This is a genomic window from Bradyrhizobium sp. USDA 327 (assembly GCF_041262065.1).
Classification (GTDB): Bacteria; Pseudomonadota; Alphaproteobacteria; order Rhizobiales; family Xanthobacteraceae; genus Bradyrhizobium; species Bradyrhizobium liaoningense.
The window spans coordinates 4,640,808-4,655,584 of the sequence record NZ_JBGCCW010000001.1 but is presented as its reverse complement, the minus strand read 5'-3'; the positions used below and the strand labels follow the sequence as shown (position 1 = coordinate 4,655,584).

Annotated in this window: 13 protein-coding genes; 4 read left to right on the top strand and 9 right to left on the bottom strand. The window is 64.8% G+C overall.

All coding sequences use genetic code 11. From position 1 onward, the window contains the following. Positions 1–46: 46 nt before the first annotated feature. From ABIA42_RS21860 to ABIA42_RS21840, 5 genes are all read right to left on the bottom strand, one after another. On the bottom strand, positions 47–655 hold the full coding sequence (locus ABIA42_RS21860) for a hypothetical protein (protein WP_271533469.1): 609 nt from the start codon (positions 653–655) through the stop codon (positions 47–49). Then, entirely contained in the window at positions 652–1,500 is an 849-nt protein-coding gene (locus tag ABIA42_RS21855) for an ABC transporter permease (protein WP_370121302.1), read from the bottom strand. The genes ABIA42_RS21860 and ABIA42_RS21855 overlap by 4 nt, the downstream gene beginning before the upstream one ends. Beyond that, positions 1,497–2,306 (bottom strand): ABC transporter ATP-binding protein, encoded by an 810-nt coding sequence (locus ABIA42_RS21850; RefSeq protein WP_370121305.1) that lies wholly within the window; start codon positions 2,304–2,306, stop codon positions 1,497–1,499. Before ABIA42_RS21850 ends, ABIA42_RS21855 begins: the two co-directional genes overlap by 4 nt. Then, positions 2,303–3,241 carry a YVTN family beta-propeller repeat protein gene (locus tag ABIA42_RS21845; RefSeq protein WP_370121308.1) on the bottom strand — a complete coding sequence of 313 codons (939 nt, stop codon included), beginning with the start codon at positions 3,239–3,241 and terminating at the stop codon, positions 2,303–2,305. Before ABIA42_RS21845 ends, ABIA42_RS21850 begins: the two co-directional genes overlap by 4 nt. Positions 3,242–3,459: 218 nt before the next feature. Next, positions 3,460–4,641 carry an ABC transporter substrate-binding protein gene (locus ABIA42_RS21840; RefSeq protein ID WP_370121311.1) on the bottom strand — a complete coding sequence of 394 codons (1,182 nt, stop codon included), beginning with the start codon at positions 4,639–4,641 and terminating at the stop codon, positions 3,460–3,462. A gap of 60 nt (positions 4,642–4,701) precedes the next feature. Between ABIA42_RS21840 and ABIA42_RS21835 the strand changes: the two genes are divergently transcribed. Next, entirely contained in the window at positions 4,702–5,274 is a 573-nt protein-coding gene (locus ABIA42_RS21835; protein ID WP_370121314.1) for a DUF3280 domain-containing protein, read from the top strand. Between the two features lie 133 nt (positions 5,275–5,407). Here ABIA42_RS21835 and fghA read toward each other — a convergent pair whose 3' ends face one another. Further along, positions 5,408–6,253 carry an S-formylglutathione hydrolase gene (gene fghA, locus ABIA42_RS21830; RefSeq protein ID WP_028180672.1) on the bottom strand — a complete coding sequence of 282 codons (846 nt, stop codon included), beginning with the start codon at positions 6,251–6,253 and terminating at the stop codon, positions 5,408–5,410. A 69-nt stretch (positions 6,254–6,322) separates the two neighbouring features. Further along, positions 6,323–6,943 (bottom strand): response regulator transcription factor, encoded by a 621-nt coding sequence (locus ABIA42_RS21825; protein WP_028180673.1) that lies wholly within the window; start codon positions 6,941–6,943, stop codon positions 6,323–6,325. A gap of 207 nt (positions 6,944–7,150) precedes the next feature. Here ABIA42_RS21825 and ABIA42_RS21820 point away from each other — a divergent pair, with 207 nt between their 5' ends. Both ABIA42_RS21820 and ABIA42_RS21815 read left to right on the top strand, forming a co-directional pair. Then, positions 7,151–8,509, top strand: a complete 1,359-nt coding sequence (locus ABIA42_RS21820) for a histidine kinase (protein ID WP_370121318.1) — start codon at positions 7,151–7,153, stop codon at positions 8,507–8,509. A gap of 38 nt (positions 8,510–8,547) precedes the next feature. Beyond that, positions 8,548–8,946, top strand: a complete 399-nt coding sequence (locus ABIA42_RS21815) for a calcium-binding protein (RefSeq protein ID WP_370121321.1) — start codon at positions 8,548–8,550, stop codon at positions 8,944–8,946. Positions 8,947–8,962: 16 nt separating this feature from the next. Here ABIA42_RS21815 and ABIA42_RS21810 read toward each other — a convergent pair whose 3' ends face one another. Then, positions 8,963–9,601, bottom strand: a complete 639-nt coding sequence (locus ABIA42_RS21810; protein ID WP_370121324.1) for a response regulator — start codon at positions 9,599–9,601, stop codon at positions 8,963–8,965. A 100-nt stretch (positions 9,602–9,701) separates the two neighbouring features. Then, a complete protein-coding gene (locus tag ABIA42_RS21805; RefSeq protein WP_370124000.1) occupies positions 9,702–11,867 on the bottom strand; it encodes a PQQ-dependent dehydrogenase, methanol/ethanol family in 2,166 nt (721 codons plus the stop codon). A gap of 351 nt (positions 11,868–12,218) precedes the next feature. Between ABIA42_RS21805 and ABIA42_RS21800 the strand changes: the two genes are divergently transcribed. After that, entirely contained in the window at positions 12,219–14,666 is a 2,448-nt protein-coding gene (locus tag ABIA42_RS21800; RefSeq protein WP_370143641.1) for a TonB-dependent receptor, read from the top strand. Positions 14,667–14,777 lie beyond the last annotated feature (111 nt).

Sequence of the window (14,777 nt, the reverse complement as noted above, 5' to 3'; positions counted from 1 at the left end):
GTTAACGATTGCGGAACTTGCGCGAAAGCCGTCAGCGAGGCTGCCGCTATTCCATTTCCTGCTGGATCACGCGGCCGAGCGCGAACAGGCGCTGGTCGATCGTGGTTGGAACCTCGCAGACGAAGCGCACCACCTTGGTGCGGTCCTCGAAGATACGGGTCTTCCAGATCAGCTCGTTGCTGAGCGCCTCGACCTTGGCCTCGTCGCGGGGTGTCGCGCCTTGCAGGGTGTGGAGTTGGAGCGTTTCCTCGCGAATCTTGTCGGCGGCCTCGCGCTGCTTCCGGCTGACGCGTTCGAGCCCGTTCATGACCTGCGAGCGCTGAGCATTGAGCGTGTCGAACAGACCGGCAAATAGCAGCTTCGCATTCGCCGTCTTGTCGGAACCGGAGGCGGCCAGAAACTCCTTCACCGATTTCTCGGCCTCGTCCAGCGGCGTCTTGCGCGCCGCCAATTTTGCGACCAGCGCGCTGACCTTGGCGTCGTCCTTCCATTTGTTCTGGACATCGTCGAGCGGCGGACCGGCCCACACGGCGGCCAGCGAGATCTCCGGCACCTTGGCTTGGGTACAGGGCCAGTCCGGATAGCGCGGATCGGCCGCGCGCGCGGTCGTGCCGGACAGCGCGATCACCAGGGCAGCCAGGAGCCAGACCTTCATCCTTCGCCTCCCGCAGGCCCGCGTCGCGCCAGCCCGCGCGAGGGATCATAGGCCAAAATCGCTCCGACCATGAAGACGATTGTGCAGCTTGCCACCACCGCCAACGAGATCCAGTTGATCTGCCCGTACAGCGCGAAGCGGATCAGCTCGACCGCATGGGTGAACGGATTGGCCTCGCAGAGATAGTACAGATAAGGGCTGCCCTCCTGCACCCGCCAGAGCGGGTAGAGCGCGGAGGAGGCGAAGAACATCGGGAAGATCACGAAGTTCATCACACCGGCGAAGTTTTCCAGCTGCTTGATGCCCGAGGAGATCAGCATGCCGAGCGAGCCCAGCATCAGCCCGGACAGGATCAGCGCCGGCAGCACGGTGAGATAGCCCGAGGCTGGCGGGGTGATGTCCCAGAGCCAGGCGATCAGCAGGAATGCGTAGACCTGGAGCAGCGACACCGCGGTGCCTGCGAGCAGCTTGCAGAACAACAGGAATCCGCGCGGCAGCGGGCTCACCAGGAGCGTGCGCATGTTGCCCATCTCGCGGTCATAGACCATCGAGAGCGAGGATTGCATGCCGTTGAAGAGCTGGATCATCGCCATCAGCCCAGGCGCGATATAGACCTCGTAGAGGATGTAGGTCTCGTACGGCGGGATGATGGAGATGCCGAGCACCTGGCGGAAGCCGGCGGCGAAGATGAACAGCCACACCAGCGGGCGCACCAGCGCCGAGACGAAGCGCTCGCGCTGATGCAGGAAGCGCAGCCCCTCGCGCCAGACGATGCCGGTGAGGCAGGTCAGGTACTCCTGGACCGAGAAGCCGCGCGGGGTGTCACGCGTGGTGATGCTGCTCATGCGCCGCCTCCCGGCATCACTTGCGCGCCGGTCAGGCGCATGAAGGCGGTGTTGACGTCCTGCGCGCCGGCCTCCGCGATGACGCGGCTCATCGGCCCCTTCGCCAGCACCTTGCCCTGGTGCAGCACCACGAGATCGTCACCGGGATTGATCTCGTCGAACAGGTGCGTGGCCCAGAGCACCCCGATGCCCTGCTCGGTCACGAGCTGGCGAACATGGCTGATGATGTCGGCGCGCGCCTTGACGTCCAGGCCGACCGTCGGCTCGTCCAGCAACAGCAGCCGCGGCCGGTGCAGCAGCGCCCGCGCAATCTCCAGCCGCCGCATCTGGCCGCCGGAGAGGTCGCGGACCTTGCTGCCGACGCGCTCTTCGAGCCCGATGCGGCCGAGCAGCTCGGCGCTGCGCGCGGCGGCCTCGCGGCGGCTGATGCCGTGCAGGGCGGCGTGATAGAGCAGGTTCTGCGTCAGCGACAAATCGAGATCGAGCGTACGCGGCTGGAACACGACCCCTAACAGCCGCAGCGCCTCGCCGGGGCTCTTGCTGATGTCATGGCCGAAGATGGCGACCCGGCCGGACTGGATGCCGAACAGGCGCGTGACGAGCGAGAACAGCGTGCTCTTGCCGGCGCCGTTCAGCCCAAGCAGCGCAGTGAAGCTCGCGGGCTGGACAGTGAAGGAGACGTCCATCAGCGCGCGGCGCGGCCCATAGGCGTGGCTGACGCCGTCGATCGCCAGCGCCGGCGCGGCGGCGGGATCAGGCCTTGGTGCGTCGTCGTGTGGTTCGGCGATCGGGGCAGGGCTGGTCATGGCGCGATCGTGACGCCCCAGGGCAGTTCGCCCACCTGGATGGTCTTGATCACTTTTTGCGCGGCGACGTCGATGACCGAGACGTCGTTCGACACGCCATTGGTGGTGAGCAGGTACTTTTCATCCGGCGTGAACGCCACGTGCCAGACGCGCTGCCCGACCAGCAGGTATTTCGTCACCTTGCGCGAGGCGACATCGACGACGGCGATGCGATTGGCGGGGCCGAGCGCGATGAAGGCGGTCTTGTCGTCCTTGGTCATGCCGATGCCGACGGGCTGGATCGCCTCTTTCCGCAGGCCCGGGATCTCGAAGGTGACCTTGCCGATCACCTCGTGCTTCCTGGGATCGATGATCGACACGGTCCCGCCGATCTCTGAGGATACCCACAGTTCCGAACTGTCATGCTTGAACTCGGCGAAGCGCGGGCGGGCGTCGACCAGCACGTTGGCGACGATCTGGCGCGAGGCGGTGTCGATGAAGTGCGCCATGTTGGTCGTCTCGGACGTGTTGATCAGCGTTTTGCCGTCGGGGCTGATGGTCATGCCCTCGGGCTCGACGCCGACCTGGATGTCGCCGAGGCGTGCGCGCTTCTCGAGATCGATCACGGTCACCGTGTTGTCGTTCTCGTTGGCGACATAGAGGATCTTGCCGGCGGCATCCTGCGCGAACAGCTCGGGATCGGGCCCGGAGGGCAAGCTGTCCACCACGCTTTGCGTCTTGGCGTCGATGACCTGGATGGTGTCGTCGTCGCCGACCGCGACCATCACGAACTTGCCGTCGCGCGTGAAATCGATGCCCCGCGGGCGCTGGCCGACCTTGATGGTCTTGGTCACCGTCCAGCTGTCGGTGTCGATCACCGAGACCGTGTTGCTCTTTTCGTTCGAGACGTAGGCGACGAACGCGTGTGCGGGCGCTGCGGCGGTCGCCAGAACCATCAGCAACGCTGCTCTTAGCAGGTTCGATCTCCGTCCGCGGGCGGTCCTCACCTCCCCCGCTTGCGGGGGAGGTCGTATCGCATCGAAAGATGCGATACGGGAGAGGGCTCTCTCCTCTTGAGGGGTCTCGCGAGCGGAGAGACCCTCTCCCCAACCCTCTCCCGCACGCGGGAGAGGGAGCGCACCATCTCTGCGGAGGCTCCGTCGCATCACTTCGCTCACTTCAGCTTGCATTTGCTCTCCGGACGATCGTAGCCGAGCGTGTCGAGCTCGGAGACCTGGTGCAGGAATCCCTCCTGCGGCGACACCGAAACCACCATGCGACCATCGACCAGCAGGATCGGCTGGCGCAGCTGCAAGTTCCAGTCGCGCAAGGTGAGCCGCGTGCCCTTGAACGCGGCGACCGAGAAATCCGGGCCCTTGATGAAATCGGTCACCTTCTTGACGTCGCCGGAATTGGTGCGCGAGGTGGCTTCGCCGATCATGCGCACCGCGGTCCAGGCCTGCATGTCGAGTGCGGTCATGCGCCGCGAATTCAGCTTGAAGAAGCGGTTCTGCATCTGGATCGCACCCCACTGGTCCTGCGCGGCGTCCCAGCTGCGCGGCACCAGCCCGGCCGAGCCAGCGACGGGCCGCGGATCCCAGGTGCGATAGGGCAAATAGGCGCCGAACACCTCGCTCTCGTCGGCGGCGACCAGCACGTCATAGGCCGGCGCCTGCTGAGTGAAGACAGGCATCTGGCGCTGTATCAGTGTCACGCCGCTATCGGTACGGCGTGCGCCGCCTTTGTCTTCGAAGGTGCGCTCCTGCACGATCTTGGCGCCGAACCGCGTGGCGGTGCGCCGGAGCGCATCGGCGAACAGCTTGTCCTCGTCATGGGAGCCGACCACGAGCAGCCAGCGCTTCCACTGCTTCCACACCAGGTATTGCCCGAGCGCGTCGGCGAGCATTGCCCGGGTCGGGGCGGTATGGATGACGTTGGCGCGGCAATCGGCCTCGCGCAGCCGCTCGTCGATAGCGCCGACGTTGAACAACAGCGTGCCGCGGTCGCGTAAGGCGTCCGAGACCTTTAGCAGCGCATCGGCCGGCAGGTCGGTGACGATGAAGCCGTTCTTCTCGGCCAGCGCGGTCGCCGCCTGCACAACGTCCTCGCCTTCCTTGATGCGGCGCTCCTCCAGCGTAAAGCGCTGGTTGAGGAATTTCCCGGTGGTGTTGTTGTCTTCGATGGCGAGGCGCGCGCCGGCAACGCCGTCATTCTCGGCGGGCTGCTCGACCAGCGACAGCGTCGATCTGGTGCCGGCGATGCCGAGATAGCCGACGCCGATCGTGGCGGGGTCGGCCGCGAGCGCGCTCGTTGCGGCAAGACTCCAGCCGATCAGGCCGACCAACCATCGGATCATGTTTCCTCCAGGCGTTCTCCCCGGCTTGACCGCCGGTGGAGAATTGTTTCTGCTTCAAGCATGACCGATTTGGCCCGCCTTGCAACCCCGCATTTCGTCCTCGCGCGCGCGAGACCGGGAATCACGATTATGCGAGCACTGATTTGTTTCTCGGCTTTGCTGTTGACGGGCTCGGTCGCGCTCGCAGATCCGCCGAAACTCGCGGTGTTCGATTTCGAGCTGATCGACACCAGCCTGCCCGGCGAGTTCTACGGCTCGAAGCCCGAGCAGGCGCGGCTCGAGCGCATCAGCGAGCAGCTGCGCAAGGAACTGGCAGATTCAGGCAAGTTCCAGATGCTCGACATCGCGCCGGTTCGGGATGCCGCCCGTCACGCGAATCTGCAGGCCTGCGGTGGCTGCGACCTCAAGCTCGCCGGCCAGCTCGGCGCCGACCTGGAGATCACTGGCCTGGTGCAGAAGGTCTCGAACCTGATCATCAATCTCAACATCTATTTGCGCGACGTGAAGACCGGCAACATGATCACCGTCGCCAGCGCCGACATGCGCGGCAACACCGACGAATCCTGGTCGCGCACGATGAGCTATCTGGTGCGTAACCGCCTGCTGGCGCCGAATTACGGGAGGCCCCAGTAGAGCGCCGCTGCACCCACTTCGCTTGCAGGAGGTGGCTCGCCGCGCGCGGCGAGACGAGCGAGGGCCTCCATGCGCGCGCCACCTTCTCCCACAAGAAGGGAAGGAGGCTGCGTGCCCGTGTGGCGCGCAGAGATCACGCCGTCAATCTTGCCGCATGCCAGTGCAGATGATCGCCCATGAAGGTCGAGATGAAGTAATAGCTGTGGTCGTAGCCCACCTGCCGGCGCAGCGTCAGCGGGATATTGGTCTTGGTGCAGGCCTCCTGCAGCAGCTCCGGCTTGAGCTGCTCCTTCAAGAAATTGTCGGCATCGCCATAGTCGACGAGGAAGCCCGAAAATTTCGCACCGTCCTCGATCAGCGCCACCGTATCATGGTTGCGCCAGGTATCCCTGTTCGGCCCGAGATAGCCGGTCAGGGCCTTGATGCCCCAGGGCACCTGCGAAGGCGCCACGATCGGCGCGAAAGCGCTTGCCGCGCGAAACCGGTGCGGGTTGCGCAGCGCAACCGTCAGCGCACCATGGCCGCCCATCGAGTGACCCATCACCGATTGCCGCTTGACGTCGACCGGAAAGTTTTCCGCGATCAGCTTGGGCAACTCGTCGGTGACATAGCTCCACATCCGATAGTTGCGCGCGAACGGCTCTTGCGTCGCATCGACATAGAAGCCGGCTCCTAAGCCGAAATCATAGGCGTTGTTGGCATCACCCGGCACGTCCGGTCCGCGCGGTGAGGTGTCCGGCGCGACGAAGATCAGGCCGAGCTCGGCGCAGGCTCTACGGAATTCGCCCTTCTCCGTGACATTGGCATGCGTGCAAGTGAGCCCGGAGAGGTACCAGACCACGGGTAGTCTGGCGTCGCTCGCGTGCGGCGGAACGTAGACCGAGAACACCATGTCGGTTCCGGTCGCCAGGCTTGCATGGCGGTAGACGCCCTGCACACCGCCATAGGATTTATTCGTCGAGACGGTCTGGATCGTCATGCCTGAAACTCCGTGGCATCTCACCACATCAACATTGCAACGCTTGTGTGACCGAAATTTGTGGCGCCGTCAGGCGACGCCGCTGTCGATCGCCAGCCGGACCAGCTCGACGGAGGTTTTCACCCCGAGCTTCTGGCGCATGATGGACGAGGTATTGGCAACCGTCTTGTAGGACGATTGCACCAGCCAGGCGATCTCGGACAGGCTCTTGCCGGCGCTGAGCAGCCGCAGGATCTCCATCTCGCGCGCATTCAGCTTCGACAGCGGGCTTTGCGCCAGAGTCGGCCCCGCAAAGGCGATGCTGCGCGCGATCGCGGTCGGAAGGTACGTGCCGCCGCCGCCGACGGCGCGGATCGCCTCGACCAGATCGTCGGGATCGCCGGTCTTGGAGACATAGCCCTTGGCGCCGCACTCGATCGCCCGCGCGGCGAACGCGGGATCGTCGTTCATGCTGAACATGATGATGCGGGCCTCGGGCGCGCGCTCGAGGATACGGCGCGCGAGCTCGAATCCGGAGACGGTCGGCAGGTTGATGTCGATGATGCAGAGCTCGGGGCGTTCGACGATGAAGACGCACTCGCCGTCTTCGGCGTCGGCGGCCTCCAAAATCTCGATCTCGCCCTCGTCGGCCAGCACGGCACGGCAGCCGGAGGCGACAATGGGATGATCGTCGACGATCAGAATGCGCATAGGCGTTCCCCGCGACAGCGCGTTTCCCGTGTTGGAATTTGCCTGTTTTGCGCCGCACGCTGCCGGCATGAGGAGCTGCGCGTCTCATGTGGCCGCATGCAACCCGGCTGGGATTGCTGTACGTTTCCGATTAGATATCCGGCGCTTCGCCTCTGTCAACGTCATCGGACAGGCGCGGGCATCCTTCGCGAGGCACAGGCGATACCTATGTGGCAAAATTTATCCTTGCGCGGGCGCATCAACCTCTTGCTGGCGCTGCTGCTGGCGCTGGGGCTCGCCGTCAATATCGGCCGGCAGGTCGCAGAGGCAGGGCCGCGCGTGCAGGCCGAGGACCAGAGCGTGATCCGCCTTGCCCGAGAGTTCATCGAGATGATCGTGGCGGATCTCAACGAGGCACCCGATCCGGATGCCAGGCTCAACCAGATCGCGCGCGATCTCAGCCGCCTGCGCCACGTCAGCATCACGCTTCGGGACGCCGGCGGCCATCCGCTGACGCCCCCCCGGCTTGACGCCGACGCCGACACGCGCGCGCCGCCGGCCTGGTTCGTCGCCCTGGTTCATCCCGAGCAGACCGCCGTCAGCGTGCCGGTCTCGATCCGTGGCAAGCCCGCCTCGCTCGTGATCACCTCGCATCCCGACGACGAGATCGCCGAGATCTGGGACGGGATCGTGACCCAGCTCGAGGTCGGCTCGGTGATCGCGCTTGCGCTGTTCTTGCTGATGATGAACGTGGTCGGCCGGGCGCTGGCACCGCTCCAGTCCCTGGCGGAGGCAATGGGGAAGCTCGAGGGCGGACATTACGATGCCCGTGTCGCGCCGGGCGGCGCGCCGGAGCTCGCCGCGATCTGCACCAAGCTCAACCACCTTGCTGCGACGCTTGGTGAGGCGGTCGAGGACAAGCGGCGTCTTGCCGAGCGCGCGGTGTCGCTTCAGGATATGGAGCGCAAGGAGATTGCCCGCGAGCTCCATGACGAATTCGGGCCTTACCTGTTCTCGCTGCGCGCGCATGCGAGCGCGCTGGCGAAGCTGGCGGACGGACGCGATCCGAGTGCGGATGCCGTGCGAAAACATGGCAGCGCCATGCTGGAGCAGATCAATGCACTGCAGCAGTTCAACCGCCGCGTGCTGGAGCGCCTTCGGCCCGTGGGCCTTGCCGAGCTGGGCTTGCGCAAGGCGCTCGAATCCCTGTCGCGGCTGTGGCGGGAGTCGCATCCCGACGTCGCGATCGAGACCGTGATCTCGCCGGCGCTCGGGCCGACCGGCGAGACCGCCGATCTCACCATCTATCGCATCGTGCAGGAGGCGCTCACCAATGTATTCCGCCACGCCGGTGCGACCGCGGTCAATGTCGTCATCGAGCCGGTGGAGCAGATGGGTCACGACGGCCGCGGCTGCGCCCGGGTGCGGGTCAGCGACAACGGCCGCGGCATGGAACCGGGGCAGAAGCTCGGCTTCGGCCTCGTCGGCATGCGCGAGCGGATCCTGGCGCTGGGCGGCACGCTCAACGTCGTCTCCGGCGATGCCGGCCTGACCGTGGAGGCCTTGATTCCGACTGCCTCATCCTGATCTGAATGTCACGTCCACTACCTCAGGGGGAGCTCGAAATGCTGAAGTTTAGCGGATGGACGGTCTCGATACTGGCTGTCGTGATGGTGTCGGGATCTGCGCTGGCGGCTTCTCGCGGTGATCCTGTCAGGAAGTTCGATACCGACAGCGACGGGACGCTGGACCATATCGAGGTCAGGAAGGCCGCGACGGCGCTTTTCGCCAGGCTCGACCCGGATCACGACGGCACGCTGGACGTGCGGGAGTTGCGGGGCAGATTATCCGCCAAAGAGATCGCGGCAGCGGATCCCGACCACGATGGAACGCTCTCGGTGAATGAATATCTCGCCGTCGTTTCGCAGCGCTTCGACGCGGCCGATCCGGATCACGACGGAACGCTGGATGGGAGAGAACTGAAGACGCCTGCCGGACGCGCGCTGCTCCAGCTCCTGCAATAAACCGGCGGCTCGCGCGTCAGTTCGAGCTGTCTGCGCCGCCCGCAAGCTCGCGCGCCCGGCGGAGCAGGTCGCTCGTGCGACGGATACCGAGCTTGGTCCTCGCCTGCTTGATCAGCCGGGCGACGGCCCGGGGCGTGATGACCAGCTCTTCGGCGATCGCGGAATATGAGTTTCCCTGGCCGAGCAGGCTGAGCGCCTCTCGTTCTCTGCGCGTCAGTGTGGCGACCTTGCCGGAATCGACGTGATCGGGCAGGGGCACGCCGCGCAAATTGATCCGCTCGTCGACATAGCGATGGCCGAGCCTGACCTGACGCACCGCCTTTGGCAGTTCGTCCGGCGGAGAGTCCTTCAGCAAATATCCGATGGCTCCCGCCTTGATCGCGGACGCCACGATATTTGCGTCCGCATGCATGCTGAAAACCAGGATGCGTGCGAGCGGCGCATCCGAGGAGATGCGGTGCAGCAAGTCGACACCGCCCAGTGCTTCTCCCGGAAAGGTCAGATCGAGGATGACGACCCCGGGGCGGTGCTCCAGAAATGCTTCATAGCCGCTCGGCACATCGCGCGCAGCGACCACGTCCTCGACGTCCCCCAGCACGATGCGACAGGCTTCGGCAATGATGGGATGGTCGTCGACGACGAGTATGGGGCTCAAGGGATCTCTCTGAAAGGCATGATGTTTCAAAGGATTGCGGCGTGTCGCGAGCGTCGGGCGAGCCGGCTGCGGCAATGCCTGCCGCAGCCATATCGCCGCGTCATTTCTTCGGCCGTATTGCGTCGGCCGTGCCTTGAATGAAAGCCTGAATCTTCACGACATCGGCTTCCGTCAGCTTGCCCGTGAAGTCCGGCATGCCCTTGTCGCGGAACGGTCCCTTGAACACGATGTTCTTGAGGTTGGCGATCTCCTCCGCCGGCACGTAGCCCAGGTTGCGGACGTTGCCGCCCCTGTCGACACCGGGCACGCCATGGCAGGTGGCGCAGGCGGCGACATAGAGCGCCGTTCCTTCGGGCACGTCCTTCGGATCGTACTTCACGCCCTGGAGCAGGCCTTCGGTCTGGTACTTCACGAATTCCGGCAGCGGCGCCTTGCCGTTGAGCGCGAACGTGTAGACCGTCCCGGGACTTTGCCGCTCAGTCGCCCGCTGCGCCATGCCATAGACTCCGCCCCAGCCGACGGCAATCGAGACATACTGCACGCCATCGAGCATATAGGTCGAAGCCGCCGCGACGACGCCGGTGCCGGTCGCTGTTTCCCACAGCGTCTTGCCCGTCGTGGCGTCATAGGCGACGAAGCGTCCATCCGCCGTGCCCTGGAACACCAGGTTTCCGGCCGTGGTCAGCGTGCCGCCGTTCCATGGTGAGGGGTATTCGACGCGCCAGGCTTCCTTCTGCTTGACCGGGTCCCACGCGATCAGGCGTCCGAACGGAAGACTCTTGGGCGGCTCCCCGTTGAGCACGAAGCCGACATTCCAGCCGGTGGCGCCGCCGAATTTGCCCGGCGTTGCGGCATTCTGCTTGAACTTCTTTTCCGGAATGAGGTTCAGCGGCACGTTCTGGGCCGGCAGATAGACCAGCCCGGTTTGCGGGTTGAACGACATCGGGTGCCAGTTGTGGGCGCCGTAGGGTCCCGGGATCGAGTCATAGGCCGCGTCGCCACGCGCGGCCGGCACCTCGATCGGGCGGCCGTTGGCGTCGTAGCCGGTGGCCCAGTTCACATCGACGAAATTCTTCGCCGAGATGAATTTGCCGTTGGTGCGGTCGATCACGAAGAAGAAGCCGTTCTTGGGCGCGTGCAGGATGACCTTGCGCGGCGCGCCGTCGATGGTGATGTCGGCGAGTATCATCGGCTGGGTCGAGGTGTAGTCCCAGTGGTCGCCGGGCGTCTCCTGATAGTGCCAGGCGTATTTGCCGGTGTCGGCGTTCAGCGCCACGATCGAGGCGAGATAGAGATTGTCGCCGCCGGCGGGGCTGCGCACGTTCCGGTTCCAGGGCGAGCCGTTGCCGGTGCCGATGTAGACGAGGTTGAGATCGGGGTCGAAGGTGATGGTGTCCCACGGCGTGCCGCCGCCGCCGTTGAGCCAATACTGGCCGGCGGGATCCCAGGTCTTGGCCGCCTTCTCCATCGACTCGTCCTCGAACGGCTTTGACGGATCACCGGGGACGGTGAACCAGCGCCAGAGTTGGTTTCCGCTTTCGGCATCGTAGGCGGTGACGTAGCCGCGCGCGCCATATTCGGCGCCGCCTTGTCCGATCACGACCTTGCCGTTGAAGACGCGCGGCGCGCCGGTGATGGTGTAGGAATGCTCGTGGTCGATCAGCGTGTCCTTTTCCCAGACCTTCTTGCCGGTTGCCGCGTCGAGTGCGATCAGGCGGCCATCATAGGCGGCCACGAACACCTTGCCCTTGTAGAGCGCGACCCCGCGGTTGACCACGTCGCAGCAGCCCCTGTAGCCGAGCTCGCGGTTGACTTCCGGATCGAACGTCCAGATGCGCTTGCCGGTTCGCGCGTCGATGGCATGCACGACGCTCCAGGAGGCCGTCTGGTACATGATGCCGTCGACGACGACCGGCGTCGCCTCGACGCCGCGCGAGGATTCGAGATTGTAGGTCCAGACCAGGCCGAGGCCTTTGACGTTGTCGCTCGTGATCTGATTGAGTTTCGAAAAGCGGGTCTCGGCGTAGTCGAGACCGACTGTCGGCCAGTTGTTGGACGTCGCGGTGTTGGCCTTGATGTAGGCGCCGTCGACCTGCGAGGTGATGGCCTTGATGCTCTCCGGCGTCGGGGTCTTTGCCGAATCCTGCGCAGACGCGGCGGCGATGGATGCGCCGAAGCCCAAGCCTGCGAGAAGACCCAGGACGAGGCTGCCGCGGACTGGCCGAGCCGATGAATATCGAACGGAAAAGCGGTCCCCCAACGTCATCATGTCCTCCTGTATTCTTGCTTGCCGTAAAGGCACCCCGCCCAGGAGGGCGGGGTGAGTCTACGGATGAATGACTCGCGATCAGATCGCGATGTCGAGCCAAGGATTGCACGAAGGTCTTTCGCGAGGTTCGGCAAAAAGTCTCGCGGCGACCGGGAATAGTTCCCGGCCGCGCCCGATGAGGCTCGCGCCCGCCGTTGGACGGATCGGGAATAATTCCCGATTTGGTCGGGAATTTAAGCTCCGGACAGGGCGGACGTTTTACGGCTGGTGCTCTTCGGCTGTTGGCCTGTATCGTTGGCCTAACCGGCGGGGAAACGAGCCGGACGATACGGGTGGAGGCGGGCAAGAATGGGCGTTCGTGGTCTGGTCATCATTTCAGTTTCCACGGGAATGGTTGTTGCGACCAGCGCGATGGCCGCGCAGGACGAGGAGACCAACGTCCAGAACCTGCCGCCGGTCGAGGTTGCGGCGCCATCGCCTGCGGCGGCAAGACGCGCCGCGCCGGCGCGACCGGTCGCGCGCGTGGGGGCGCCGGGCTCCGCCAGTCCAAGGACACGCCTATACGTCTATCCAACCGCGCCGGGTATCGGCCGCGGCCTCGACGTCGACAAGGTTCCGTCTTCCATCAATGCCGTCGATGCCAGCCAGATTAGGCGCACCAACTCGCTGAACGTCACCGACGCCCTGCGCGACAACATCGCCGGCATCAACATCAGCGAGGTCACCGGCAATCCGTTCACGCCCGATGTCGAGTTTCGCGGCTTCGTCGCCTCTCCCGTGACCGGCACCCCGCAGGGCCTTGCCGTCTACCAGAACGGCGTCCGCATCAACGAGGCGTTCTCGGACGCCGTCAATTGGGATCTGATCCCCACCGCCGCGATCAGGTCGGTGACGCTGGTGACCAACAACCCCGCCTTCGGTCTCAACGCGCTGGGCGGCGCTATCAACCTGCAAATGAAGGACGGCTTCACCTATCAGGGCGCCGAGATAGACGTGATGGGTGGCTCGTTCGGCCGTATCCAGGGCTCGGCGCAATGGGGCAAGCAGGTCGATCAGAATTACGCCGTCTACGCCGCGCTCGAAGGCCTGCGCGACAACGGTTTCCGCAATTTTTCCCAATCGACCGTTCGGCGCTTCTACGGCGATGTCGGCTACAAGGCTGGCGACAGCGAATTCCACGCCAACATGGGGGTCGCCAAGAATAATTTCGGCGCCAGCGCCACCGTTCCGGCCGAGCTGCTGGATAAATATTGGGGCGCGACCTACACCACACCGCAGACCACCGCCAACCGCGTCGGCTATCTCAACCTGACCGGAAAGGTCGACGCGACGCCGACCTGGACGCTCGAAGGCACCGCCCATGTGCGCAGGTTCGAGCAGAAGATCGTCGACGGCAATCCAACCGACGTGGAGGAGTGCGCTGCAGATGCGGCGCTGCTCTGCTTCGGCGACGACACCACACCCGCCAACGGCGCGGGCGGCGTGCAACTCGCCAACCCCTTTGCGCCGGGGACGATCCTCGGCGCGATCGACCGGAGCTCGATCCGTTCGACAACATTCGGCGTGTCGGGGCAGGCCACCAACACCGATCAACTGTTCGGCCACGACAATCGCTTCGTGATGGGCGCAACCTATGACGCCAGCACCACGCGCTACAACGCCAGCTCCGAGATCGGCTCGATGGGAGAGAATTACGTCGTCAGCGGTAGCGGTGTTTTCCTGGGGGCGACTCCCACGGCAGATCCCGTTGCCGGCCCCGTCTCGTTGCGGACCGTCAATCAATACAACGGTCTCTACGCGATGGACACGTTCAACGTCTCGGACGCTTTCGCCATCACCGGCGGCGGCCGCTTCAACGCGGCGCGGATCTCGCTCGAAGACCAGCTCGGGACTGCGCTGAACGGCGATCACACCTACACCCGCTTCAATCCGATGATCGGAGGCACCTACAAGATCACGCCGGGATTGACCGCCTATGCCGGCTATTCCGAGGCCAACCGCGTGCCGACGCCGCTCGAGCTCGGCTGCGCGGATCCGGCCCGTCCCTGCCTCATCGCGGCCTTCCTGGTTGCGGATCCGCCGTTGAAGCAGGTCGTCTCCAAGACGGTGGAGGCCGGCTTCCGTGGCACCAAGGAGCTGAACATCGGCACGCTGGGATGGAAGATCGGCGGCTTTCGCGCCACCAACCATGACGACATCGTAGCGGTGCCCGCCGTCGGGCGGACGGGCTTTGGCTATTTCACCAATGTCGGCCGGACACGGCGGCAAGGGCTGGAAGCGGAGGTCAACATCAAGTCGCCCACGCTTCAATTCCAGGCGAGCTACGCCTTCGTCGATGCGCGCTTCCTTGATCCGCTCGAGCTCGGCTCGGAAAGCCCGTTCGCCGATGACGCGACCGAGACCATCCAGGTCAGACCCGGCAACCAGATCCCCGCGATCCCGCGCCACCGCGTCAAGGTCGGCGTCGACTACGCCGTGACCGACGTCTGGAAGGTCGGCGGCAACGCGCTGTACGTCTCCAGCCAATACATCGTCGGCGACGAGTCGAACCAGTTCGCGAAGCTGCCGTCCTATACGGTGTTCAATCTCCACACCTCCTACCAGGTGACGAAGAACATCCAGCTCTACGGCCGCGTCGACAACGTGTTCGACAAGCGCTACGCCACCTACGGCCAGTTCTTCGATCGCGAGGCCCTGCCGAACTTCACCAATGGCGGCGCCGAATTCACCGACCCGCGCTCGCTGAGCCCGGCAAGGCCGCGCGCGTTCTATGCGGGCATGCGCGTGACGTTCTAGGCGCTTGCGAAGCGCGGCGGATTCAATATCGGCGCAGGACTCAAAGCGCAATGCGATTGGGATGATTCGTTGTCGCGCTTTGGGCTATTCTTCGAGCGTGATCTTTTCGGA

Bases quoted from the DNA above. Each gene is read 5' to 3' on its own strand.
- ABIA42_RS21855 (WP_370121302.1), bottom strand. From the start codon at position 1,500: ATGAGCAGCATCACCACGCGTGACACCCCGCGCGGCTTCTCGGTCCAG.
- ABIA42_RS21800 (WP_370143641.1), top strand. From the start codon at position 12,219: ATGGGCGTTCGTGGTCTGGTCATCATTTCAGTTTCCACGGGAATGGTT.
- fghA (WP_028180672.1), bottom strand. From the start codon at position 6,253: ATGACGATCCAGACCGTCTCGACGAATAAATCCTATGGCGGTGTGCAG.
- ABIA42_RS21815 (WP_370121321.1), top strand. From the start codon at position 8,548: ATGCTGAAGTTTAGCGGATGGACGGTCTCGATACTGGCTGTCGTGATG.
- ABIA42_RS21850 (WP_370121305.1), bottom strand. From the start codon at position 2,306: ATGACCAGCCCTGCCCCGATCGCCGAACCACACGACGACGCACCAAGG.
- ABIA42_RS21820 (WP_370121318.1), top strand. From the start codon at position 7,151: ATGTGGCAAAATTTATCCTTGCGCGGGCGCATCAACCTCTTGCTGGCG.
- ABIA42_RS21825 (WP_028180673.1), bottom strand. From the start codon at position 6,943: ATGCGCATTCTGATCGTCGACGATCATCCCATTGTCGCCTCCGGCTGC.
- ABIA42_RS21805 (WP_370124000.1), bottom strand. From the start codon at position 11,867: ATGACGTTGGGGGACCGCTTTTCCGTTCGATATTCATCGGCTCGGCCA.
- ABIA42_RS21845 (WP_370121308.1), bottom strand. From the start codon at position 3,241: ATGGTTCTGGCGACCGCCGCAGCGCCCGCACACGCGTTCGTCGCCTAC.
- ABIA42_RS21835 (WP_370121314.1), top strand. From the start codon at position 4,702: ATGACCGATTTGGCCCGCCTTGCAACCCCGCATTTCGTCCTCGCGCGC.
- ABIA42_RS21860 (WP_271533469.1), bottom strand. From the start codon at position 655: ATGAAGGTCTGGCTCCTGGCTGCCCTGGTGATCGCGCTGTCCGGCACG.
- ABIA42_RS21840 (WP_370121311.1), bottom strand. From the start codon at position 4,641: ATGATCCGATGGTTGGTCGGCCTGATCGGCTGGAGTCTTGCCGCAACG.